At 70.9% G+C, this 23,520-nt stretch carries 17 protein-coding genes; 7 read left to right on the top strand and 10 right to left on the bottom strand.

Annotated elements, in window-relative coordinates; genetic code table 11:
* Nucleotides 1–73 precede the first annotated feature (73 nt).
* The 4 genes from rsmG to AB0E19_RS17835 all read left to right on the top strand — a co-directional run bounded on the left by rsmG (nt 74) and on the right by AB0E19_RS17835 (nt 3,940).
* The gene (rsmG, locus tag AB0E19_RS17850) at nt 74–790 is read left to right on the top strand and encodes a 16S rRNA (guanine(527)-N(7))-methyltransferase RsmG (protein WP_169092859.1); all 717 of its coding nucleotides are present in this window, start codon (nt 74–76) and stop codon (nt 788–790) included.
* A gap of 238 nt (nt 791–1,028) precedes the next feature.
* Entirely contained in the window at nt 1,029–2,108 is a 1,080-nt protein-coding gene (locus tag AB0E19_RS17845; protein WP_362180381.1) for a ParA family protein, read from the top strand.
* A complete protein-coding gene (locus tag AB0E19_RS17840) occupies nt 2,105–3,160 on the top strand; it encodes a ParB/RepB/Spo0J family partition protein (RefSeq protein ID WP_362180378.1) in 1,056 nt (351 codons plus the stop codon). The genes AB0E19_RS17845 and AB0E19_RS17840 overlap by 4 nt, the downstream gene beginning before the upstream one ends.
* A gap of 162 nt (nt 3,161–3,322) precedes the next feature.
* Nucleotides 3,323–3,940: a GNAT family N-acetyltransferase gene (locus AB0E19_RS17835; RefSeq protein WP_362180375.1), complete on the top strand. Its 618-nt coding sequence runs from the start codon at nt 3,323–3,325 to the stop codon at nt 3,938–3,940.
* A 76-nt stretch (nt 3,941–4,016) separates the two neighbouring features.
* Here the strand turns inward: AB0E19_RS17835 and trxA are convergent, their stop codons facing one another.
* From trxA to AB0E19_RS17800, 7 genes are all read right to left on the bottom strand, one after another.
* A complete protein-coding gene (gene trxA / locus AB0E19_RS17830; RefSeq protein ID WP_362180372.1) occupies nt 4,017–4,349 on the bottom strand; it encodes a thioredoxin in 333 nt (110 codons plus the stop codon).
* Between the two features lie 46 nt (nt 4,350–4,395).
* The gene (trxB, locus tag AB0E19_RS17825) at nt 4,396–5,361 is read right to left on the bottom strand and encodes a thioredoxin-disulfide reductase (protein ID WP_362180369.1); all 966 of its coding nucleotides are present in this window, start codon (nt 5,359–5,361) and stop codon (nt 4,396–4,398) included.
* A gap of 151 nt (nt 5,362–5,512) precedes the next feature.
* Nucleotides 5,513–6,442, bottom strand: a complete 930-nt coding sequence (locus tag AB0E19_RS17820; RefSeq protein WP_362180366.1) for a hypothetical protein — start codon at nt 6,440–6,442, stop codon at nt 5,513–5,515.
* Nucleotides 6,439–7,140, bottom strand: a complete 702-nt coding sequence (sigM, locus tag AB0E19_RS17815; RefSeq protein WP_362180363.1) for an RNA polymerase sigma factor SigM — start codon at nt 7,138–7,140, stop codon at nt 6,439–6,441. The genes AB0E19_RS17820 and sigM overlap by 4 nt, the downstream gene beginning before the upstream one ends.
* 25 nt (nt 7,141–7,165) lie before the next feature.
* The gene (locus AB0E19_RS17810; RefSeq protein ID WP_362180360.1) at nt 7,166–8,860 is read right to left on the bottom strand and encodes a protein kinase family protein; all 1,695 of its coding nucleotides are present in this window, start codon (nt 8,858–8,860) and stop codon (nt 7,166–7,168) included.
* Between the two features lie 117 nt (nt 8,861–8,977).
* Nucleotides 8,978–11,254, bottom strand: coding sequence for a murein biosynthesis integral membrane protein MurJ (gene murJ / locus AB0E19_RS17805; RefSeq protein ID WP_362180357.1), 2,277 nt, complete (start codon nt 11,252–11,254; stop codon nt 8,978–8,980).
* A gap of 45 nt (nt 11,255–11,299) precedes the next feature.
* Nucleotides 11,300–13,690, bottom strand: coding sequence for a DUF6049 family protein (locus AB0E19_RS17800; RefSeq protein WP_362180354.1), 2,391 nt, complete (start codon nt 13,688–13,690; stop codon nt 11,300–11,302).
* 235 nt (nt 13,691–13,925) lie between these two features.
* On the opposite strand from AB0E19_RS17800, the gene AB0E19_RS17795 reads away from it, so the two are divergent.
* Nucleotides 13,926–15,368, top strand: coding sequence for a CCA tRNA nucleotidyltransferase (locus AB0E19_RS17795; protein ID WP_362180350.1), 1,443 nt, complete (start codon nt 13,926–13,928; stop codon nt 15,366–15,368).
* 53 nt (nt 15,369–15,421) lie between these two features.
* Here AB0E19_RS17795 and AB0E19_RS17790 read toward each other — a convergent pair whose 3' ends face one another.
* The 3 genes from AB0E19_RS17790 to AB0E19_RS17780 all read right to left on the bottom strand — a co-directional run bounded on the left by AB0E19_RS17790 (nt 15,422) and on the right by AB0E19_RS17780 (nt 18,571).
* Nucleotides 15,422–16,681 carry an MFS transporter gene (locus AB0E19_RS17790; protein WP_362180347.1) on the bottom strand — a complete coding sequence of 420 codons (1,260 nt, stop codon included), beginning with the start codon at nt 16,679–16,681 and terminating at the stop codon, nt 15,422–15,424.
* A gap of 84 nt (nt 16,682–16,765) precedes the next feature.
* Nucleotides 16,766–17,848, bottom strand: coding sequence for an inositol-3-phosphate synthase (locus AB0E19_RS17785; protein WP_362180344.1), 1,083 nt, complete (start codon nt 17,846–17,848; stop codon nt 16,766–16,768).
* Nucleotides 17,849–17,896: 48 nt separating this feature from the next.
* The gene (locus AB0E19_RS17780; RefSeq protein WP_169094060.1) at nt 17,897–18,571 is read right to left on the bottom strand and encodes a PadR family transcriptional regulator; all 675 of its coding nucleotides are present in this window, start codon (nt 18,569–18,571) and stop codon (nt 17,897–17,899) included.
* Between the two features lie 381 nt (nt 18,572–18,952).
* Here AB0E19_RS17780 and AB0E19_RS17775 point away from each other — a divergent pair, with 381 nt between their 5' ends.
* Both AB0E19_RS17775 and AB0E19_RS17770 read left to right on the top strand, forming a co-directional pair.
* Nucleotides 18,953–21,793 carry a transglycosylase domain-containing protein gene (locus AB0E19_RS17775; protein WP_362180340.1) on the top strand — a complete coding sequence of 947 codons (2,841 nt, stop codon included), beginning with the start codon at nt 18,953–18,955 and terminating at the stop codon, nt 21,791–21,793.
* A 159-nt stretch (nt 21,794–21,952) separates the two neighbouring features.
* Nucleotides 21,953–23,503, top strand: coding sequence for a glycosyltransferase 87 family protein (locus AB0E19_RS17770; protein WP_362180337.1), 1,551 nt, complete (start codon nt 21,953–21,955; stop codon nt 23,501–23,503).
* The last annotated feature ends 17 nt before the right edge of the window (nt 23,504–23,520 follow it).

The raw sequence follows: 23,520 nt of genomic DNA, 5'->3' as shown, positions 1-23,520 counted from the left end.
GCCTGATAGTTCAGCCACTCAGCCACCACAGTGCGCTCGCACGGTACGCGTGCGGTACGGAAGGACGGTTCCCGTGACGGAGGCAGCGGAGCTCCCCGAGGCGCCGGAGCAGGCACGGAAGGTCTTCGGCGAGTACTTCCCCGAAGCCGTGCGGTACGCCGAGCTGCTCGCGGACGCCGGTGTGAAGCGCGGGCTCATCGGCCCGCGCGAGGTCCCGCGACTGTGGGAGCGCCATCTGCTGAACTGCGCCGTCCTCTCCGAGGTCGTCCCCGAGGGCGTCACGGTCTGCGACGTCGGCTCCGGCGCCGGTCTGCCCGGCATCCCGCTGGCCCTGGTCCGGCCCGATCTGAAGATCACGCTCCTGGAGCCGCTCCTGCGGCGGACCAACTTCCTCACGGAGGTCGTGGAGCTGCTCGGCCTCGACCACGTGACCGTCGTGCGCGGCCGCGCCGAGGAGATGCTCGGCAAGGTCCCGCAGGTCCACGTCGTGACCGCCCGTGCCGTGGCCCCCCTCGACCGGCTCGCCGGCTGGGGCGTGCCGCTGCTCCGCCCCTACGGCGAGATGCTGCTGCTGAAGGGCGACACCGCGCAGGAGGAGCTCGACGGGGCCCGCGCCGCGCTCGCCAAGCTGGGCGTGGTGGAGACCTCGGTCCTCCAGGTGGGCGAGGGGATCGTCGATCCGATGTCCACCGTGGTCCGGGTCGAGGTCGGCGAGAGCCCCGGCGGTGTCCGCTTCGCGGCCAAGCGGGCCAAGGCGGCGCGGACCAGCAAGACCCGCCGACGCCGCTGAGCGTCGCTTTCATCCGCTTTCACGGAGTGTCGGACGGTCCCGGCACGGGCGCAGGGGCATCGTGTTTCACGTGAAACGTCGCTCACTGCTCCAGGGGATCATCGGCCGCGGGCGCGCCGCGGCCACCCCCCGGGACCGCAGACCCCGTGTGAAGCCACCCGCGAGGGTCACGGAGTTTTCCACAGAGGTGGATTCACCCACAGATCCACCGACCTCGCTGGTTCAGGACCCCGAAGGCATGGCAGGCTCTTCCCATCGCGAGCTTGATGCCGAGGAGAGTGAATCCTTGCGGTCCGACGCCAACATCGCGGGACCGATGACCGATCCGGTCCCCGGTCCCCGAACCGAATCGGCCGGGGAAGATGTTTCACGTGAAACGCTGCCCCTGGTGGATGACACCCCCATTGGCCGTGCTGCCCAGCTGGCCGTAGAAGCGCTGGGCCGTGCCGGGGAGGGCCTGCCCCGTCCCGAGCAGACCCGCATCATGGTGGTGGCCAACCAGAAGGGCGGCGTGGGCAAGACGACCACGACCGTCAACCTGGCCGCCTCCCTGGCCCTGCACGGCGCCCGCGTCCTGGTCGTCGACCTGGATCCGCAGGGCAACGCCTCCACGGCCCTGGGCATCGACCACCACGCCGATGTCCCCTCGATCTACGACGTCCTCGTCGACAGCAGGCCGCTCTCCGAGGTGGTCCAGCCGGTCCTGGACGTCGAGGGCCTCTTCTGCGCCCCGGCCACCATCGATCTCGCCGGTGCGGAGATCGAGCTGGTCTCCATGGTGGCGCGCGAGAGCCGGCTCCAGCGGGCGATCCAGGCGTACGAGCAGCCGCTGGACTACGTCCTCATCGACTGCCCGCCCTCCCTCGGACTGCTCTCCGTCAACGCCCTGGTGGCGGGGGCCGAGGTGCTCATCCCGATCCAGTGCGAGTACTACGCGCTGGAGGGCCTGGGACAGCTCCTCAAGAACGTCGACCTGGTCCGCGGACACCTCAACCCGACGCTGCACGTCTCGACGATCCTGCTGACCATGTACGACGGCCGCACCCGGCTCGCGTCGCAGGTCGCCGAGGAGGTCCGCAGCCACTTCGGGAAGGAGGTGCTCCGGACCAGCATCCCGCGGTCCGTCCGCATCTCCGAGGCCCCCAGCTACGGCCAGACCGTGATCACCTACGACCCCGGTTCCAGCGGAGCCCTGTCGTACATCGAAGCGGCGCGCGAGATCGCCTTCCGTGGCATCTCGGTCCACTACGAGCCCCACCAGCACGGCCGCGTGGGGCACCAGAACAACCAGCACAGCATGGCGGAGGAACTTCAGTGAGCGACCGACGTAGGGGACTGGGCCCGCGGGGGCTGGGCGCGCTGTTCGCCGGCACCCCCCAGGACCAGCAGGCGCCGGAGACCGGCGCCGTCTCCACGCTCCCCGGGAGCGGCGCGGCCCGCCTGTTCCCCCAGGGTGCCCCGCAGTCCGAGCCGGTGACCGCACCGGTGGAGCCCGAGCCGGCGCTGGTCGCCGGGGCGTACTTCACCGAGATCCCGCTCGACGCCATCACGCCCAACAAGCAGCAGCCGCGCACGGTCTTCGACGACGAGGCCCTCGCCGAGCTCGTCACCTCCATCAAGGAGGTCGGCCTGCTCCAGCCCGTGGTCGTCCGCGCGACCGACGCCGACGGCTATGAGCTGATCATGGGCGAGCGGCGCTGGCGCGCCTGCCGCGAGGCCGGTCTGGAGTCCATCCCCGCGATCGTCCGGGCCACCGACGACGAGAAGATGCTCCTGGACGCCCTCCTGGAGAACCTCCACCGGGCCCAGCTGAACCCGCTGGAGGAGGCCGCCGCCTACGAGCAGCTGCTCACGGACTTCGGCTGCACCCACGATCAGCTCGCCGACCGGATCGGACGCTCGCGCCCGCAGGTCTCCAACACGCTGCGCCTGCTCCGGCTCTCCCCGCCGGTCCAGCGCCGGGTCGCCGCCGGAGTGATCTCCGCCGGCCACGCCCGCGCCCTGCTCGGCGTGGAGGACCCGGAGGCGCAGGACCAGCTGGCCTTCAGGATCGTCTCCGAGGGCCTCTCGGTGCGCACGGTCGAGGAGATCGTGAAGCTCATGGGGCTGGAGGAGCCCGCCGTGGTGAAGGCGAAGAAGCCGCGGGCGGGTGCCCGGGTCTCGCCGGTCTTCTCCGATCTGGCGACCCGTCTCTCGGACCGCTTCGAGACCCGGGTGAAGGTCGACCTGGGTCAGCAGAAGGGCAAGATCGTCGTCGAGTTCGCCTCGGTGGAGGACCTCGACCGGATCCTCACGACGCTGGCCCCCGGTGAGAACAAGGTCATGGACCAGCTGAAGGCCGACCAGGAGTGGGAGCAGGGCGAGGAGTAGGCCCCCGCAAGCCCTCCAGGGCGGGGAGCGTTCCGGGTGTCACCGGGAGGCTCCCCGCCCTTCGTCTGTGTGCGGTGTCGCCGTGCGGGCCCGCTGGTTACGATTCCGAGAGCCGTATCCGTGCTCGGTGGCCGTGCGACGGCCAGGGAAGCGAGGGCAGTCGTGGGGCGTCGGCTCGTACCGCTCACGCTGGACAATCTTCCGCACCTGCCGAAGCGCTGTCGTTCCTGTGTGTTCTGGGAGCTCGACCCGGTGAGCGGCGAGGCGGCCGTGAAGGCGGGCCGCGCGGAGGCGGAGAAGGAGGCGTGGATCTCCGCCGTCCTGCTGGAGTGGGGCTCCTGCGGCCGGGTCGTCTACGTCGACGAGGTGCCGGTCGGGTACGTCCTGTACGCGCCTCCGGCCTATGTGCCGCGCTCGACCGCCTTTCCCACGAGCCCCGTGGCGGCGGATGCCGTCCAGCTGATGACGGCCTGGATCATGCCGGAGTACCAGGGGCAGGGGCTGGGCCGGGTGACGGTGCAGACGGTCGCCAAGGACGTGCTCCGGCGGGGCTTCAAGGCCATCGAGGCCTTCGGCGACGCCCGCTGGAAGGAGCCGGCCTGTGTGCTGCCGGCGGATCATCTGCTTGCGGTCGGCTTCAAGACCGTACGGCCGCACCCCGCCTTTCCCCGGCTCCGGCTGGAGCTGCGGACGACGCTCTCCTGGAAGGAGGACGTCGAGATGGCGCTGGACCGGCTGCTCGGCGCGGTACAGAAGGAGCCCGCGCTCCGACCGCTGTGAAATCCGGAACCGCGGAGGGAAACGAAAACGGCCCGCCCCTTCAGGGGGCGGGCCGTTTCACGTGAAACAGCGTGGGTCACTTCGCGTCGACGAAGGGCTCCAGGTCGCGCAGGATGGCCGCCTTCGGCTTGGCGCCGACGATGGTCTTCACGACCTCGCCGCCCTGGTAGACGTTGAGCGTCGGGATGGACATGACGCCGTACTTCGCGGCCGTGGCCGGGTTCTCGTCGATGTTGAGCTTCACGATCTCGATCTCGCCGTGCTCGGCCGCGATGGCCTCCAGCGACGGGGCGATCTGACGGCACGGGCCGCACCAGGCAGCCCAGAAGTCCACCAGGACGGGCTTCTCGCTCTTGAGGACGTCCTCTTCGAAGGAAGCGTCGGTCACGTTCTTCAGGGCGCCGGCCACGGCGGCCTCCTTAACTTCGCGGGGTGTGGGGTGAAGAGAGCTCGGGTCAGACCGCGGGGGTCTCGGCCAGCTTCTCGCTGTCGGAGAGAGCGGCCAGGAAGCGCTCGGCGTCGAGCGCGGCGGAGCAGCCGGTACCGGCAGCCGTGATGGCCTGACGGTAGGTGTGGTCGACGACGTCACCGGCGCCGAAGACGCCCGTGAGGTTGGTGCGGGTCGACGGGGCGGCGACCTTGAGGTAGCCCTCCTCGTCGAGGTCCAGCTGGCCCTTGAACAGCTCGGTCCGCGGGTCGTGGCCCACGGCGATGAAGAGACCGGTCGCGGCCAGCTCGCGGGTCTCGCCCGTCTGGGTGTCGCGCAGGGTCAGACCGGAGAGCTTCTGGTCGCCGTGGATCGCGGCCACCTCGCTGTTCCAGGCGAAGGAGATCTTCGGGTCGGCGAAGGCACGCTCCTGCATGGCCTTGGAGGCGCGCAGGGTGTCACGGCGGTGGACGATGGTGACCGAGCGGGCGAAGCGCGAGAGGAAGGTCGCCTCCTCCATCGCGGTGTCGCCGCCGCCGACGACGACGATGTCCTGGTCCTTGAAGAAGAAGCCGTCGCAGGTGGCGCACCAGGAGACACCGCGGCCGGAGAGCGTGTCCTCGTTCGGCAGGCCGAGCTTGCGGTGCTGCGAGCCGGTGGTGACGATGACGGCCTTGGCGCGGTGCACGGTGCCGGCGGTGTCGGTGACGGTCTTGATGTCACCGGTGAGGTCCACGGCGACGACGTCGTCCGGAACGAGCTCGGCGCCGAAGCGCTCGGCCTGCGCCCGCATGTTGTCCATGAGGTCCGGGCCCATGATGCCGTCACGGAAGCCGGGGAAGTTCTCGACCTCGGTGGTGTTCATCAGGGCGCCACCGGCGGTGACGGCACCTTCGAAGACCAGCGGGTTCAGCGACGCCCGGGCGGTGTAGAGCGCGGCGGTGTAACCCGCGGGCCCGGAGCCGATGATGATCACGTTACGGACGTCGCTCACGGGTTTCTTCCTCGTCTCTGCAGACTGCCTACTGCCTACGGGGGCGGTGTCTCGGTCTCTCTCCACCCCACCCAACGGATCCTAAGGGGCGAGCATTCCCGAGAGCGCCGCGCGGCGCGTGCGTGAGACGGACGGTGAGACGGGGAAGCGTTCAGGGCTTCGGGTAGGAGGCGGTCGTGAGCAGCTTCGCGGGGGTGTTCCCGGTGCAGGAGGCATCGACGACATACGCCTCCACCCGGCTGCTGTCCTCGGGGTCGGGGAGCACCAGGAGATAGGCGGAGGTGCCCTCGTACTCGCCGTGCTCGGACACGAGGACGGCGTCCGTGCGTCCGGTGCCCGCGCGGACGCACTCGGGAAGAGCTTCGTCGACGTTCCGCTGGGCGACGCCGGTGCTCTCCGTCGTCTCCGCCGAGAGCGACTCGGGCCGTTCTCCCTGAGGGGCCCGTACGGTGGGGCCGTCGCCGCCGAGGAGGCTCTCGACCCTGTCCTCGACCGATTCCCCGGAGAAGGTGCTCAGCGGCGCGCTCGCGGCGGTGTCGGCCGCGCTGCCGCCCTCGTCCGCGCCGTTCTGCGTGAGGGCATAGAGGCTGACGGCGCACACGGCGGCGACCAGCGTCCCGGCGAGACCCGCGAGGGCGGCGATCCGGCCGCGGTGACGGGTGCGTCCCCGCCCGGGGCCGGTGGCGGCCCGGGGAGCCGGAGGGCGCCCCTCGGCGGGACGGGCCGTTTCACGTGAAACAGCACGAACAGCCGGTTCCGGAGTCGTGCCCTCCGAGACCGTGGTTTCACGTGAAACACGCCGGGGCGAGTCGGGGGCGGTGGCGTCGAGGAGCGCTTCGGCGGCGAGAGCGGCGTCGATCCGGCCGGCGATCTCGGCGGGCATGCGCGGAGGGCCCGGAAGGGTGCCCAGGAGCCCCCGGATCTCCTCCAGGGAACTCCGGACGTCGGCACAGAGCGCGCAGCCGTCGAGATGCCTGCGGACGGTCGCGGAGCGGCTCGGGGAGAGCAGTCCCTCGGTCAGGTCAGAGATCTCCGAGACGTCCGGGTGCTGTGCTGTGTCGGCCTTGTCGGTCGTGGTCACGCGCGCCCACCTCCGCCCTTCACAGCAGTTGGATCAGTCGGTCCTGTTTCCGTCGGCCCCGACACCGGTGGGACGGATGTCCCCGGCGTCCGGTTCCTTCCCCCCTCGGGGGGCTCGTTACCCACCGTGTCGGCGCGCAGATGAGTGAGCATCGGCAGAAGTCGGGCCCGCCCGCGCGCACAACGGCTCTTCACGGTGCCGGTGGGGACGCCGAGGATACGTGCGGCCTCGGCGACGGGGTATCCCTGCATGTCGACGAGGACGAGGGCGGCGCGTTGATCGGGGGCGAGGGTGGCGAGTGCCGCGAGCAGCTGCCGGTGGAGGTCCTCGCGTTCGGCGGGGGCCTCGGCGGACTCGTGCGGTTCGAGGAGCTGCTCGAACCTGGCGGTGTCGTCTACGGGAGAGGTCCTGCGGGTGGCGCTCTTCCTGAGGCGGTCCAGGCAGGCGTTCACGGTGATGCGGTGGAGCCAGGTCGTGACGGCCGACTGGCCCCGGAAGGTGTGGGCGGCCCGGAAGGCCGAGAGGAGGGCGTCCTGGACGGCGTCCGCGGCCTCCTCGCGGTCCCCCAGGGTCCGGAGCGCCACCGCCCACAGTCGGTCGCGGTGGCGCCGTACGAGCTCACCGAAGGCGTCCGGGTCCCCGGCGACATGACGGGCCAGGAGTTCCCGGTCGTCTGCGGCGTCTATCGGACGGTCCAACGGTGAGCCCCCTCCCCTGTGGTCGTCAGCCCATGACCTTGACTTCGGTGACCTTGCCTCGGAAGTGCCCGGTCTCGCTGGCCGGCAGGTCCGTCAGCCAGACGAGAACGTATCGGGTCGTCACCGGCTTGGAGGGCTTCAGCGTGACCTGGGACCCGGAGTCCTTCGCCTGGGTGGCGAATCCGTCGAGCGAGGTGGGAGCCGACGAGGCACCCGGGGCGGCGGTGCGCAGCTCCACCGAGGTCTGCCCCAGGAAGGAGACGTCGACCGAGTCGACCTCCTGCTCCTGGCCCAGATCGAGGACCAGGCCCACGCCGTCCTTGAGGTTCCCGAACTTCGAATAGCCCCGGTACTCCATGGTCTGCCAGTACGTGGAGGGGTCGCCGTCATGCGCCTTCGGCACATCGGCGGGGCTCTCGCGTCCGTCATCGCTGAACGGGTCGAAGTCGTCCGCCGACTGGATCGTGACCGGCTTCGGCGGCGCGGGCTTCTCGTCGACCGTCGGCTGGACGACCGGCGTCTCGTCCTTGGGCTCCGGCTTGAGGAGCCGGTCGGCGATCTGCCAGCTGCCGAGGCCCAGGGCCGCGATGAGGAGGGCGCCCACGGCCCACTTCAGTGCCTTGCCCGTGCGGCTCTCCAGCGGTGCCGGCGGGGCCGGGACGGGCTGGGTGACCACGGGGCGCGGCTGGGGGCGCCCATAGGTGCCCTGCTGGTACGTGGTGCGCTGGTACTCGGCGGGGGCGGGGAACTCCGGCTCCGGCGGCTTGACGCGGGGCATCGCGGCGACGGCCTTGGCAAGCTCGTCCGGCGTGGTGCAGGGCGGCTCCTGACGGGACGCCGTGGCCCCGTCGTTGGCGAGGGCCCGCATGGCGATCTCGGAGAGGCCCCGGTGGACGCCGGCGCGGACCTGGTCCGGCGGAATCAGGCCGACGCCCTTGGGCAGGCCGGAGAGGCCGTAGGCGTCGCTCTCGTACGGCCAGCGTTGGGTGAGCGCCGCGTAGAGGAGGGCACCGATGGCCTCGGTGTCGGTGCGCTGGGGCCGGTCGGCGGTGATGCCGCGCAGGGCCGCGTTCACGGCGAGGCCGCGGATGCGGTACTGGCCCGTGGAGCTGCGCAGGACGGCGCTCGGCGTGAGGCGCAGGTGCGCCAGGCCCTCGCGGTGGGCGGCGGCCATGGCCTGGGAGAGCTGGGAGACGAGCTGGTAGGCCTCGTGGGCCTGCAGCGGACCGTCCGCCAGGAGCGCGGTCAGCTCGGTGGCGTCGGGAAGCCACTCGTGGACCACGTAGACGAGGTCGTTCTCCTCGACCGCGTCGAGGACCTGGACGAACCGGGGGTCGCCGAGGAGGGCCGCCGAGCGGGCGGCCGCCAGGACGGAGCGGGCCCGCGGGTGGTCGGCCGGCAGCAGGTGCACGCCGACGGCCCGCCGCAGCTTCTCGTCGACGGCGCGCCAGCTGCTGAAGCCGTCCAGACGGGTGACGCACTCCTCCAACCGGTAACGCCGGGCCAGTTTGTGACCGCTGTGCAACTCGGGTGGAGCGAGGGAGGGCTGTTCGCCGTTCTTCCGTTCGACCGCCTTCTGCTCGGGGGCCCCGGAGGGCTCCTCCGCCGTCTTCCGTTCTTCCGCCACCCCGTCGGTCGCGGCCGTGTCCGCCTGCGCGGTCAGCGGGTCGTCACCGCTGTTGTCGGCCACGTCGACGGCAGCCGTGCTACGTTCCGCCACCGTCGTTCCTGCCTCCCCATCCGTTGCGCCACATCCAACAGCCAAGCCAATTGTGCCCACAGTCGGACGCTATGCACGACACACGGGTCCCCCCGAAGGTTGTCCCGGGGGACGGAATCAGCGTCCGAGACGGCCCCGCACCATGCCGACGAGGGTGTTCAGTTCGGTGATCCGCATGCGGCGGGCGGCGACGAAGAAGACCCCGAGGAGCACCGCTCCGCCGACGACGAGCGCGACCAGCGAACCGAGGGCGCCTTCACCGAGCAGCTTCAGGAGGCCGAAGCCGACGGCCCCGGACAGGACCGCGGCAGGCAGCGAGGCCATGCAGAGGCGGGCGTAGGTCCGCATCACATGGGCGCCGTCCAGGTCGCCGCCGAGGCGGTTGCGCAGCCGGCGCCAGGCGATGCCGACGCCGACGGCGTAGGCGAGACCGTAGGAGGCGGCCATGCCGACCACGGCCCACTGGGCGGGGAGCAGGACGTAACAGAGGGCGGAGGCCGCCGCGTTGACGGCCGCGACGATGACCGTGTTGTAGAAGGGGGTGCGGGTGTCCTCGTAGGCGTAGAAGCCGCGGAGAACGACGTACTGCACGGAGTAGGGGATCAGGCCGAGGCCGAAGGCCATCAGGATGAAGCCCATCCCCTGGGCGGCCTCGACGCCGCTGGAGGCGTACAGCAGGGTGCACATCGGGACGCCGAGAGCCAGGAAGGCGAAGGAGACCGGGACGATGGCGACGGCGGAGTTGCGCAGGCCCTGGGAGATGTCGTCGCGGACGGCGCCGGGGTCGTCGTCGCTGGCGGCGCGGGAGATCCGGGGCAGCAGGGCGGCCATGACGGAGACCGTGATGATGGCCTGCGGCATGCCCCAGATCAGCTGCGCGTTGGAGTACGCGAGGAAGCCGGCGCCGTTCTTGCCGGACTCCTCGCCGGCCGCGGTGGCGAGCTGGGTGACGACCAGGACGCCCGCCTGGTTGGCGAGGACGAAGAGCACGGTCCACTTGGCGAGCTTGACGGTCTTGCCGAGGCCGTGGCCCTTCCAGTCGAACCGGGGCCGGAAGCGGAAGCCCGTCTCACGCAGGTACGGGATCATCGCCAGGGCCTGGACGACGAGGCCGAGCAGGGTGCCGATGCCGAGGAGGCGGATGCCCTCGTCGGGGATCGTCTGCACACCCATGTGGGACTCGGCGGAGGTGCCGTAGACCCAGATGAACAGGCCGAAGGTGACGATCATGACGATGTTGTTGAGGACCGGGGTCCACATCATCGCGCCGAACTTGCCGCGGGCGTTGAGGATCTGGCCCATCACCACGTGCACGCCCATGAAGAAGATGGTGGGCAGGCAGTAGCGGGCGAAGGTCACCGCGACGCTGTTGGCGGCCGCGTCGTCGGCGATGGTGTTCGACATCAGCCGGATCAGGACGGGCGCCGCGAAGACCGCGGCGACCACGATCAGGCCGAGCGCCACCATGACGAGCGTGAGCAGGCGGTTGGCGTAGGCCTCGCCGCCGTCCTCGTCGTTCTTCATCGAGCGGACCAGCTGCGGCACGAAGACCGAGTTGAGGCCGCCGCCGACGGTGAGGATGTAGATCATCGTCGGCAGGGTGTACGCGATGGTGAAGGTGTCGCCGAGCAGCGCGGCGCCGAGGGCGCCGGTGATGACCAGCGAGCGGACGAAGCCGGTGAGCCGGGAGACGAGGGTGCCGGCGGCCATCACGGCGCTCGACTTCAGCAGCCCGGAGGCACGGCCGCCCTTCTTCGGCGGGGCGGGCAGCGGGTCGGGCTCCGCGGCGGGGGCGGGCACCTGGCCCTGGCCCTGCTGGTCCCGGTAGAGGTGGGCGAAGGCGTCCTGCTCGGGCCGCTCGTCCTCGCTCGCCCGGGTCACCAGGTCGTCGACGCCGGTGAACTGCACCGTGCGGGCGTCGTCGCCGTACGGGAGGTGGCGGGACGGGCCGTCGGGCTCGGGCGCCGGAGTCTGGGCCCAGACCCGCGGGTCCGGGGCGTGCTGGGGCGTGGCCGGCTGCTGGTAGAGCGCCTGGGGGTCCTGGTAGGTGCCCGGCGGGGGCGGCGGGTGGGCGGCGCGGTCGTAGAGCGCCTCGCCCACCGGGTCCTGCGCGGACAGGTCACGCCCCTGGTACGGGTCGTGGGCGTAGGCGTCCTGGACGTAGGGGTCCTGGGCGTACGCGTTCTCCGAGGGCGTGCTCCCGGGGTACGCGGACGGGTCCTGCGGCTGCGCGCCGTAGGGCTCCTGCCCGTACGGGACCTGCGGCGGGTACCCGGGGTGCTGCCCCTGCGGGAGCGGCTGTCCGTCCGGCCCGACGGGGGGAACGGGCATGCCGCCGGACGGTGCGGCGCCGCCCGCACCCTGGCCGCGGTCAGCGTCGTACGGCGCGTTCATGGTTACCCCACCTCATCGTCCCCGGCCGACCGGCCACGACATCGCTCAACGGTCCACTTTCTCACCCGGGCCCGACGGGTCGCCGCTTTCGGAGCCGGTGTCCGGGTCCGGGTCACTCGGCTGCCCGGCTCCGCCCGCCGTGGCGCTCCCGGCCGGGGAGTCGCCCGGGGCCTCGGTCCCGCCCTCGGTCCCGACCTCTGCCTCGTCCTCGGCCGGGGTGTCGGCCTCGGCCTCGGCCTCGGCCTCGGCCTCGGCCTCGGCGGCGCGGGCGGCGAGGCGCTTGCGCTGGCTGTACATGCGGACGCCGGCGAGGACCAGGAGCAGCACACCGCCGGCGATGACCAGCATCACCGTCGGGGTCATCTCCGAGACCTTCACGGAGAAGGTCATCCGGGAGCCGTAGGGCGTGCCGTCCACCGTGTACAGCTGGGCGGTCATCGACACCTGGCCGTTGGCGTTGGCCGAGGCGGGGAACTTCACCGACTGGCTGTGGCCGGCGCGGACCGTGATGGGCAGGTCGGCCGAGGTGTCCCCGTCGACCTTCAGCCGGGTGCCGTTGCTGGAGGTCAGCCTCAGGACGAGCCCCTCCACGTCCTGGAGGAGCTTGTTCTGCACCGTGACGGGGATGGTGGCGCTGCGCCCCGAGAGGGTCAGGTCGGACTTGTCGACGAGCACCACGCTCTTGGTGAGGCGCTGGAGCACGTCCTCGACGTCGACCCGGTAGATCGCCGCCTCGCTCACCCGGCCGCGCCAGGAGGTGGACATCTCGCGGTTGATGGCGGTGACCACCGGCGGCACGACCCGTTCCGGCTTGCTGAGGATGACCTCGAAGTCGTCCAGCTCGTCACCCGTGGTCTTCATGTCCCGGAAGGCGTCCACCGGAAGCTCGCTGTCGCGGAGCTTCTTCGGGTACTGCGAGGCGCGCGGCACCCGCGTGGAGGCCTCGGGGTCGGGCTTGGCCGCCGCCGCGGCGACCAGGTCGAGCGGCTCCGTCCAGCGCTTGGCTCCGAGCCCGCGCACGGCGGCCGCCATCGCCTGGGCCTGGGAGACGCTCGGCTGCCGCTGCGGGGCGACGACGACGCTGCGCCGGTCCTGCGGCTGCTCCAGGGTGATGGCGAGGGTCTGCGCCAGGAACTCCTGGACGGCGAGCGTCGAGGTCTCGGCGCGGACCATGTCGCCCTGGAAGGCGGTCGACAGCTCCGCGTCGCTCACCACCGCCGTGGCGCCGCCGCCGATGGGGCGGGCCGCCGTGGGGGTGTAGGAGAGGTCGTCGTCCTGGATGCTGTCGCTGCGGGCGATCACCTTGCGGGCGCCGGCCGAGGTGGCGACCGCCATGATCGAGGGGTCGACGGCGCCCTCGACGGGCCAGGCGAAGTCGGTGGACGGCTGGACGTGGAGGATCGTCTCCACGGTCGACGCGGCCAGAGCCGTCGCCGACTGGAGATGGCCGAGGGAGCCGGGGACGGCCTTCCCGCGGTGGGCGAGGGAGGCGATGTCGGGGTCGGCGAAGGGCAGGGCGACGACCTTGCGTCCCTGCACAGCCTTCTCCAGCTCGCCGAGCCAGCGCTCGGCCAGCTTGCGGTTCGCCTCGGTGCCGGCGGTGTGTCCGGTGCCGTCCTTGACCCGGTAGCCCCTGGCCATGGCGTCGACGGACGCCAGCAGGTCCGGATCGATCACCCAGGTGACCGGGAGGTCCTTGCCCAGGGTGACCATCTGGTCGAGCCGGCCGCCGGGGCGCAGCTCCTCCACGAGCTCGTCGTCCTGGAAGACGGGGGTCTGCTGGTCGTCCGAGGCGGTGTCGGCCGAGATGTGGGCCGAGGAGATCAGCGGCCAGAGGTAGGTGAGCTGGGTCCGCTTGGCGGTCGGCTCGGGCTGGTACGGCAGGAAGGTCCGCTCGATGCCGAGGACGCGGTCCCACCGTGCGTCCGAGGTCTGCCCGCTGAGGGAGACGCCCAGCTGGTAGACGCCGCCCTCGTCGTCGAGGTCCAGCTCGGCGACGGGCACGGAGATCCGGAAGTCCTGGGAGACGCCGACGGCCAGGCGCGGAACCTTGATCTCGGGGGAGTCCAGTGCCTGGGGGTCGCTGTCGGAGCGGAAGCCCTTCCGGCCGGCGACCTGATCGATCTCGCTGCGGCTGTCCATCCGGGGACCGACCCGCAGGTTCACCGTCGCGTCGGTGATGGTCCGCTTGCCGCGGTTGGTCAGCGTGCCGGTGACCGTGACGGTGTCCCCTTCGACGGGGGCGCTCGGCGTCAGCGTGTCGATCGACACATCGACCGTACGGGAGACCGGGGTCTCCTCGGCGGCCTGGGCCGGTGAGGGGCTCTGGAGCAGACCGGCGAGAAGGGGTGCCCCGACGGCCACGGTGAGGGTGCGCCGCAGCCATCGGCGGGCAGGTGAGGGACCGGTTCCCTGGAAAGCTGCCGCCTCAGCCACGCGTTCGCCCGTCCTCGTCGTTGTCGGTGGTGCCCGTGATGCCAGTGGTTCCCGGTTGCTGTGTCCAGGCATGGTAACGAGGCACGGCGGGGCCGAGTGCCGGGGAGTCCTCCAGCCGATGACGCCGGAAGAGGCCCTTTTCACAAGAAGCTCACAGACGGGCTCCCGCCCGGACGGGGCAGGCGCGGGAAAACGAGGGCGCTGGGGCGGAGCGGGGCACGTACCCTTTTCTGTTGTGCCGAACGCCAACGAAGACACCTCGACCGAACTGAGCCAGGTGCAGCGTCGCGCCGTCAGCGAACTGCTGCGCGTGGCCCCTGTCGCCGACGACCTCGCCCGCCGCTTCCAGGAGGCCGGATTCCGCCTCGCCCTGGTCGGCGGCTCGGTACGGGACGCCCTCCTCGGCCGGCTCGGCAACGACCTGGACTTCACCACGGACGCCCGCCCCGAGGACGTCCTGAAGATCGTCCGGCCCTGGGCCGACGCCGTGTGGGAAGTCGGGATCGCCTTCGGCACCGTCGGCGCGCAGAAGGACGGCTACCAGATCGAGGTCACGACGTACCGTTCCGAGGCGTACGACCGCACCTCCCGCAAGCCCGAGGTCTCCTACGGCGACTCCATCGACCAGGACCTCGTCCGGCGTGACTTCACCGTCAACGCGATGGCCGTGGCGCTCCCCGAGAAGGAGTTCATCGACCCGTACGGCGGTCTGGAGGACCTCGCGGCCCGCGTGCTGCGCACCCCGGGCACGCCGGAGGAGTCCTTCTCGGACGACCCCCTGCGCATGATGCGGGCGGCCCGCTTCGCCGCCCAGCTCGACTTCGAGGTCGCCCCCGAGGTCGTCACCGCGATGACGGAGATGGCGGACCGCATCGAGATCGTCTCCGCCGAGCGCGTCCAGGGCGAACTGAACAAGCTGCTGCTCTCCGCCCACCCGCGGAAGGGCCTCGGCCTGCTCGTCGACACCGGCCTCTCCGCCCACGTCCTCCCGGAGCTGCCCGCGCTGCGCCTGGAGAGCGACGAGCACCACCGGCACAAGGACGTGTACGAGCACTCCCTGACCGTCCTCGACCAGGCGATCGACCTGGAGGAGGACGGCCCGGACCTGGTGCTCCGCCTCGCCGCGCTCCTCCACGACATCGGCAAGCCGCGCACCCGCCGCTTCGAGAAGGACGGCCGGGTCTCCTTCCACCACCACGAGGTGGTGGGCGCGAAGATGACCAAGAAGCGCATGACCGCGCTGAAGTACTCGAACGAGCTGGTCAAGGACGTGTCCCGGCTCGTGGAGCTGCATCTGCGCTTCCACGGCTACGGCACGGGCGAGTGGACCGACTCGGCCGTGCGCCGCTACGTCCGCGACGCCGGCCCGCTGCTCTCGCGCCTCCACAAGCTGACCCGCTCGGACTGCACCACGCGCAACAAGCGCAAGGCGTCCGCGCTCTCCCGCGCCTACGACGGCCTGGAGGACCGCATCGCCCAGCTCCAGGAGCAGGAGGAGCTGGACTCGATCCGGCCCGACCTCGACGGCAACCAGATCCAGGAGATCCTGGAGATCAAGCCGGGTCCCGCCGTCGGCCAGGCGTACAAGTTCCTGCTTGAGCTGCGCCTGGAGAACGGCCCGATGGAGTACGAGGATGCCGTCGCCGCGCTCAAGGAATGGTGGGCCGCGCGCGACTGACCCCGCGCCCGTGTTTCACGTGAAACACCCCGAGCGGTGTTTCACGTGAAACATCACCGTTCCTGTCCGGCCCCGCGCAGCAGCAGGGCGATGCCCGCGTATCCGGCGGCCACCAGCACGATCAGCAGGGGCGAGCGGCCGTCGGGCGGCAGCATCAGGGCGGCGACCCCGGCAGCCGCCACGAAGGCGACGTTGAAGAGCACGTCGTAGAGGGAGAAGACCCGGCCGCGGTAGGCGTCGTCCACGCTCGTCTGCACCACGGTGTCGGTCGCGATCTTCGCTCCCTGGGTGATGAGCCCCAGGACGAAGGCGGCGACGAGGAACGGCGTGGGCTCGAAGGACAGGGCGAGCGCCGGGACGAGGACGGCGGCTGCGGCAGAGCAGAGGACCATCCAGCCGAAGGGCCCGAACCGGCCCACCGCCCAGGGCGAGAGGACGGCGGCGGCGAAGAAGCCGGCGCCCGAGGCGGCGACGGCGATCCCCAGGAGCGCGAGCCCCTCGGACTCGGTGGTGGTCCAGGCGTACCGGCAGAGCATCAGCACGGTCACGAGCAGAGCGCCGTAGCAGAAGCGCATCAGCCCGACCGCGATGAGCGCCCGGGCGGCCCGTCGGCGTGCGGCGAGATGGCGCAGACCGGCGGTGAGGCCCCGGGCGGTGGAGGCGAGCGCCGCGGAGAGCCGGTCCGGCACCTGGTCGGGGTCGGGGCCGAGCAGCGTCCGGGCGATCCGCAGCGAGGCGAGGGCGGCGCAGAGGTACAGCACGGCACCGAAGGCGACCACGGCGGCGTCGGACTCGTCGGCCAGCAACCGGACACCGAAGGCGAGCCCGCCGCCGACGGTGGCGGCGAGGGTGCCGGCGGTGGGCGAGAGCGAGTTGGCCACGACCAGCCGTTCCTCGTCGACGACCCGGGGCAGGGCGGCCGAGAGCCCCGCGAGCACGAAGCGGTTGACGGCCGTGACCGAGAGGGCGGAGGCGTAGAAGAGCCAGTCGGGGACCGAGGCGAGGATCAGCAGGGCGGTTCCGCCGGCGAGAAGGGCGCGGAGCAGGTTTCCGTAGAGGAAGACCTGGCGGCGCTGCCAGCGGTCGAGGAGGACGCCGGCGAAGGGGCCGACGAGGGAGTACGGGAGCAGCAGCACGGCCATGGCGGAGGCGATGGCGGCGGGCGTCGCCTGCTTCTCGGGGGAGAAGACGACGTAGGTGGCCAGGGCGACCTGGTAGACGCCGTCGGCGCACTGGGAGAGCAGCCGGACGGTGAGCAGGCGCCGGAAGTCGCGCAGGCGCAGCAGTACGCGCAGATCACGTACGACGGACATGGCAGCAAGACTCACATACGGCGAGGGTCCCCGGGCAGTGCCGCGGGGACCCTCGTCAGGTGAAACGCTTCGGACCTCGGAAGGTCAGCGCTCGACCTCGCCCTTGATGAACTTCTCGACGTTGGCCAGGGCCTCGTCGTCGAAGTACTGCACCGGCGGGGACTTCATGAAGTAGCTCGACGCGGAGAGGATCGGGCCGCCGATGCCGCGGTCCTTGGCGATCTTCGCGGCGCGCAGGGCGTCGATGATGACACCCGCGGAGTTCGGGGAGTCCCAGACCTCGAGCTTGTACTCCAGGTTCAGCGGGACGTCGCCGAAGGCGCGGCCCTCGAGGCGGACGTACGCCCACTTGCGGTCGTCCAGCCAGGCCACGTAGTCCGACGGGCCGATGTGGACGTTCTTGTCGCCCAGCTCGCGGTCGGGGATCTGCGAGGTGACGGCCTGCGTCTTGGAGATCTTCTTGGACTCCAGGCGCTCGCGCTCGAGCATGTTCTTGAAGTCCATGTTGCCGCCGACGTTGAGCTGCATGGTGCGCTCGAGACGGACACCGCGGTCCTCGAAGAGCTTGGCCATCACGCGGTGCGTGATGGTGGCGCCCACCTGGGACTTGATGTCGTCGCCGACGATCGGGACACCGGCCTCGGTGAACTTGTCGGCCCACTCCTTGGTGCCGGCGATGAAGACCGGGAGGGCGTTGACGAAGGCGACCTTGGCGTCGATGGCGCACTGGGCGTAGAACTTCGCCGCTGCCTCGGAACCGACGGGCAGGTAGCAGACGAGGACGTCGACCTGGCGGTCCTTGAGGATCTGGACGACGTCGACCGGCGCCTCGGCGGACTCCTCGATGGTCTGGCGGTAGTACTTGCCGAGACCGTCGAGGGTGTGGCCGCGCTGGACGGTCACGCCGGAGGCGGGCACGTCGCAGATCTTGATGGTGTTGTTCTCGCTGGCGCCGATGGCGTCCGAGAGGTCGAGGCCGACCTTCTTCGCGTCGACGTCGAAGGCGGCGACGAACTCGACGTCACCGACGTGGTAGTCGCCGAACTGGACGTGCATCAGGCCGGGCACCTTGGTCGCCGGGTCGGCGTCCTTGTAGTACTCGACGCCCTGCACCAGCGAGGCGGCGCAGTTGCCCACGCCGACGATGGCTACGCGAACCGAACCCATTCCGGTTGCTCCCTGTTGTGATCGTGGAAGCCCTGCTGGCGCAGGGTTTCACTTGGCGGTGTCGTCGGACGGATCCGGCCGGGTACTGCCCCCGTGCCGGGGCAGGCCGCCCGTCTCTCCAGAATCGTTGTCGTGCGGAGCGTCGGTTTCGGGCCGCTGGTCGCGTCCCGCCCGCTCGCTCTCGATGAGCTCGTTCAGCCAGCGCACTTCGCGCTCCACGGACTCCATTCCGTGGCGCTGGAGCTCAAGCGTGTAGTCGTCGAGTCGCTCGCGCGTCCGGGCCAGCGAGGCGCGCATCTTCTCCAGGCGCTCCTCCAGCCGGCTGCGGCGGCCTTCGAGGACCCGCATCCGCACCTCGCGCTCGGTCTGGCCGAAAAACGCGAAGCGGGCGGCGAAGTGCTCGTCCTCCCAGGCGTCGGGGCCGGTGTGGGAGAGGAGCTCCTCGAAGTGCTCCTTCCCCTCGGGCGTCAACCGGTAGACGATCTTGGCCCGGCGTCCTGCGAGTGACGAGGCGAGGGCCTCCTCGGGGGCGCTGCCCGGCTCCTCGATCAACCAGCCGTTGGCGACCAGCGTCTTGAGGCAGGGATAGAGCGTCCCGTAGCTGAACGCCCGGAAGATGCCGAGCGAGGTGTTGAGGCGCTTGCGCAGCTCGTATCCGTGCATCGGGGCTTCGCGCAGCAGGCCGAGAACGGCGAACTCGAGAATGCCGGAGCGTCTGCTCATAGGTCGCCTCCTCCGCCCTGCGATCCGTGTCCGAAACACTTATGCCGTGCTGATGTATCGACTCGATACATCAGCACGATAGAACGGCCCGAGAGGTCCGACAAGTGGAGGTGTGGTGACCGGCGTCACATCGTCAATTCACAGCGTGCGACTTGCCTGATTTGGGGTGAACTCCGGCGCAAGGGGGGTTTTGGCCGTGCGTAGTCTGTGCGGCATGCACACCACCGGGAACCAGGAGCCGCGCTGGGGCGTCAGTGCAGCGGGTGACCGGCTGCGGTACGAAAGGGGCCTCCGATGGGCTCCGGTCGTACGCATTTCGGGGGGACCGGAACTCAACTGCCGCTTCCAGGCGTACGCGCCTGCCCGAGGAGTAGTCGTTCGATGAGCGAGCACCGTCGCAGGATGCCGTCGCAGGAGCCGCCGACGGGCGGCCGCGCGGCGGCACGACGCGCCGCCCAGCAGCCGGTCGGCCGCAGGTCGGCCCCGGCCCAGAACCCCGGTGGCGGGACGCCCCCGTACGGATCGCCGGCCCCTTACGGGTCGTCCGGCGCGTACGGGTCGTCCGGTTCCCACGGGGCCCCTTCCTCCCCCGGGGAGGAGGCACGTCCGTACGGAGGCCGCGCGGAGGCCCGGCGGGCCGCCCAGCGCGGTGGCCGCCGGCGCGCGCCCGAGGCCGGCCCCGGCGGACCGAACGGTCCCGGCGGCGGTGGCCGCCGGGGCGGAGGCGGCGGACGCGGCGGACGCGGCGGAGGCCCGGGCGGTCGTCCGCCGGGCAAGAAGCGGCTGATCGACTACCCGCGGCACGACAAGGACGGCTGGCGTCGCTGGATGCCGTCCTGGAAGCTCGTCACGGGCACCTTCCTGCTCTTCGTGGGCCTCCTCATGGGCGCCTCGGTCATCGCGTACTCGCAGGTGGTCGTCCCCAACGTGGCCGAAACCGCGACCTCCCAGAACAACATCTACTACTGGGACGACGGCACGCGGATGGTCGCCACCGGCGCCGGCGCGAACCGCCAGATCGTCGGCATCGACCAGATCCCGAAGGTCATGCAGGAGGCCGTGATCTCGGCCGAGAACAAGACCTTCCGGGACGACTGGGGCGTCGACCCCATGGGCATCGGCCGCGCCGTGTGGAACATGGCGAAGGGCGGCGAGACCCAGGGCGGCTCGACCATCACCCAGCAGTACGTGAAGAACGGCCTGCTCGACGACCAGACGCAGTCCCTCTCCCGGAAGGTGAAGGAACTCTTCATCTCCATCAAGGTCGGCAACACGGTCGAGAAGCCCGACATCCTGGCCGGCTACCTCAACACCGCCTACTACGGCCGCAACGCCTACGGCATCCAGGCCGCCTCCCGCGCGTACTTCGACAAGGACTCCCGGGACCTCAACGCCTCCGAGTCGGCGGTCCTCGCCTCCGTGCTGAAGGGCGCGACGTACTACGACCCGGCCGGCTACCCCGAGTACGACCCCAACGCCACCGCCGAGAAGAACCTGGCGCGCCTCACCGAGCGCTGGGCCTGGATCCTCGACGAGATGGTCAAGGACAACAAGATCTCGGCGGAGGAGCGGGCGAAGTACAAGACCCTGCCGAAGATCCAGAAGCGGAAGACGGACGCCCAGCTCAGCGGCCAGACCGGCTACCTGGTCGCCACCGCCAAGGCCAACTTCCGCAGCAAGTACGACATCAGCGAAGAGGCCCTGAACCTCGGCGGATACGAGATCCACACCACCTTCAACAAGAAGAAGGTGCAGGCGATGTCGGACTCGGTGAAGAAGGTCTACGACGAGTACATCGACGAGAAGGAGCGTCCGGAGGACGACACCCACGTCGAGTTCGGCGGCGCGTCCGTCGACGTCAAGACCGGTGCCATCGTCGCGATCTACGGCGGCCAGGACGCCACCAAGCACTACACCAACAACGCCGACACCACCGGTGCCCAGGTCGGTTCGACGTTCAAGCCCTTCGTGCTCGCCGCCGCGATGAAGGACGGCGTGCGCGACCCGGAGGGGCCCGCGCAGCAGGACGCCTCCTCGCGCACGCTGCTCGACCCCGACAAGAGCCGCTACTCCGGCAAGGACGACCTCAAGGTCCGCAAGTACGACGGCGAGATCTGGCACAACGAGGAGGGAGCGGAGTGGAAGCAGAACAACGAGGGCAACAAGAGCTACGGCAACATCAGCCTGCGCCGGGCGATGATCGTCTCCGCCAACTCCCCCTTCGTGCAGCTGGGCATGGACGTCGGCATCGACAAGGTCCGTGACGCGGCCGTCACCGCCGGTCTGCGCCCCGACTCCCTGGTCAAGGGCGAGGTCCCGTCCTTCTCGCTCGGCATCTCCAGCCCGAGCGCGATCCGGATGGCCGGCGCCTACTCCACCTTCGCCAACGAGGGCGTGCGCAACGAGCCGTACTCGGTCACCAAGGTGGTCAAGGGCGGCAAGGTCATCTTCAAGCACGAGGAGGCCTCCACGCAGGCCTTCTCCTCGGCCATCTCCTCCAACGTCACCGACGTGCTCCGCAGCGTCGTCGAGGACCCGGACGGCACCGGCAACAACGCGGCCATCCCCGGCCGCGACGTGGCCGGCAAGACCGGTACCACCGACGACAACATGTCGGCCTGGTTCGTCGGCTACACCCCGCAGCTCGCGACGGCGATCGACATGTACCGCTTCGACGACGACGAGACCAAGGAAGGCCGCGAGTTCCTGGAGATGTACGGCACGGGCGGCCAGAAGTCGATCCACGGTTCGTCGTTCCCGTCCCAGATCTGGAACGACTACATGACGGACGCCGTGGCCGACCTGCCCGTCGAGAAGTTCCCGAAGCCGGAGAAGCTCGCGGACGCCAAGGCGGTCTACGGCGGCGGCGCCACGCCCAAGCCGACCGAGACGCCGACGCCGACCGAGACGCCGACGCCGACCGAGACGGCCACCACCGCCCCGACGACGACTCCCCCGCCGACGCCCACCGACAGCGGCCGTCCGACGACCAAGGAGCCGAAGCCCGGCAAGACCACCTGCAGCATCTGGGACGGCTGGGACTGCAACGACACGGGCGGCGGCGACGGCGGAACGACCCAGCCGACGCCGACCGACTCCTCCAGTCCGACGCCGACGAACACGACGACGGACCCGGGCGGCCCCGGCAACGGCGGCGGCAACAACAACGGAGGCAGCGGCGGAGACCCGACCGACTCCTCCACCGGAAGCTTCTTCGACTGAGGCGACCGACCCGGCGGACCTGCCGGGAGGACCCGCCGGGCGACCGGCGCCACGAGGGCCGTCGCGCCCGCCCCGTACCCACGCGGTACGGGGCGGAGCGCGGCGGCCCTCCGCGTTGCCGTCCCGCGCACGGCCGGATTCCCAGGGGCGTACGGCAGGATGTCCCCCATGCCGAGCCTGAAGAAGACGAACGGCCCCCTCGACGACTCCCCTGTCGACGCCGCCCCCGTCGTCCCGCCCGTCGTCGCCCCCACCCGGCGCGACGAGGTGGCGGCCGCCGGCAGCGCGCTCATCGGCGGGCGGTACGGCCGCCGCGTCCTGCCCGGCAGCGGGCCCGCTGCCGGGCAGTTCACCCCGGTGCGGGTGATCGCGCTCGTGGCCATCGGCATGTTCGCCCTCGGCATGGTGCAGAAACTGCCCTGCTACAACTGGGCCTGGTTCCGCGGCACCACCTCCCAGTACACCCACGCCTGCTACTCGGACATCCCGCACCTCTTCGCCGGGCGCGGCTTCTCCGAGGGCCTCGTGCCCTACTTCGACCGGCTCACCGGCGACATACCGTTCCTGGAGTACCCCGTCCTGACGGGGCTGTTCATGGAGGTGGCGGCCTGGCTGACGCCCGGTGGCGACCTCCAGGCCCGCGGCCAGGCGTACTGGCTCGTCAACTCCGGTCTGCTGATGGTCTGCGTGGCCGTCCTCGCGGTCTGTGTGGCCCGGACGCACCGCAACCGTCCCTGGGACGGTCTGCTCGTCGCCCTGGCGCCCGCCGTGGCCCTCACCGCCACCATCAACTGGGACCTGCTCGCCGTGGCCCTCACCGCCGCCGCGATCATGATGTGGGCCCGTTCCCGGCCGCTCGCCGCCGGCATCCTGCTGGGCCTGGCCGTCGCCGCCAAGTTCTACCCGGTGCTGCTGCTGTGGCCGCTGCTGCTGCTCTGCGTGCGGGCCGGGCGGATGCGCGCCTTCGGCACCGCGCTGCTGGGCGCGGCGGGCTCCTGGCTGGTGGTGAACCTGCCGGTGATGCTCCTCGCGCCCGAGGGCTGGAAGCAGTTCTACCTCTTCAGCCGCGACCGGAACGTGGACTTCGGCTCGGTCTGGCTGCTCGTCAGCCAGCGCGCCGGGGAGACCATCCCGCCCGAGCGGGCCAACCTGTACGCGCTGCTGCTCCTGCTGCTCGCGGCGGGCGGGCTCGGCTGGCTGGCCTTCGCCGCGCCCCGGCGGCCCCGCCTCGCCCAGCTGGCGTTCCTGATGGTCGCCGCGTTCGTCCTCACCAACAAGGTCTACTCGCCGCAGTACGTCCTGTGGCTGGTGCCGCTCGCCGCGCTCGCCCGGCCGCGCTGGCGCGACTTCCTGATCTGGCAGTCCTGCGAGGTCCTGTACTACCTCGGGATCTGGATGTACCTCGCCTTCACCGGCAGCGGCAACAAGCAGGGACTGCCGCTGGACGGCTACCACTTCGCGATCGTGCTGCACCTGCTGGGCACGCTGTACCTGTGCGCCGTGGTCGTACGGGACGTCCTGGCGCCCGAGAAGGACCCGGTCCGCAGGGACGGCGCCGACGATCCCTCGGGCGGCGTCCTGGACGGCGCCGGGGACGTCTTCGTGGTGGGCAGGGCCGCCCGGCCGGCCCGCCACGCGGCCCCCGAGCCCGCCGAGGGGGAACTCCTCGTGACATGGGGAACCCCCGGGGCCGAGGGCTCCCGGGGGTGATCCGACGGCGCGCGGAC

It is taken from the genome of Streptomyces sp. NPDC047974, from assembly GCF_040653375.1.
In the GTDB taxonomy this organism is placed as follows: Bacteria; Actinomycetota; Actinomycetes; order Streptomycetales; family Streptomycetaceae; genus Streptomyces.
Note: the sequence above shows the minus strand (reverse complement) of the source record. Positions and strands in the feature narration are given on the sequence as shown.

Excerpts from the sequence above, each read along its gene's own strand:
- AB0E19_RS17845 (WP_362180381.1), top strand. The coding sequence starts at position 1,029 with ATGGCAGGCTCTTCCCATCGCGAGCTTGATGCCGAGGAGAGTGAATCC.
- murJ (WP_362180357.1), bottom strand. The coding sequence starts at position 11,254 with ATGAACGCGCCGTACGACGCTGACCGCGGCCAGGGTGCGGGCGGCGCC.
- AB0E19_RS17790 (WP_362180347.1), bottom strand. The coding sequence starts at position 16,681 with ATGTCCGTCGTACGTGATCTGCGCGTACTGCTGCGCCTGCGCGACTTC.
- AB0E19_RS17785 (WP_362180344.1), bottom strand. The coding sequence starts at position 17,848 with ATGGGTTCGGTTCGCGTAGCCATCGTCGGCGTGGGCAACTGCGCCGCC.
- AB0E19_RS17780 (WP_169094060.1), bottom strand. The coding sequence starts at position 18,571 with ATGAGCAGACGCTCCGGCATTCTCGAGTTCGCCGTTCTCGGCCTGCTG.
- AB0E19_RS17775 (WP_362180340.1), top strand. The coding sequence starts at position 18,953 with ATGAGCGAGCACCGTCGCAGGATGCCGTCGCAGGAGCCGCCGACGGGC.
- AB0E19_RS17770 (WP_362180337.1), top strand. The coding sequence starts at position 21,953 with ATGTCCCCCATGCCGAGCCTGAAGAAGACGAACGGCCCCCTCGACGAC.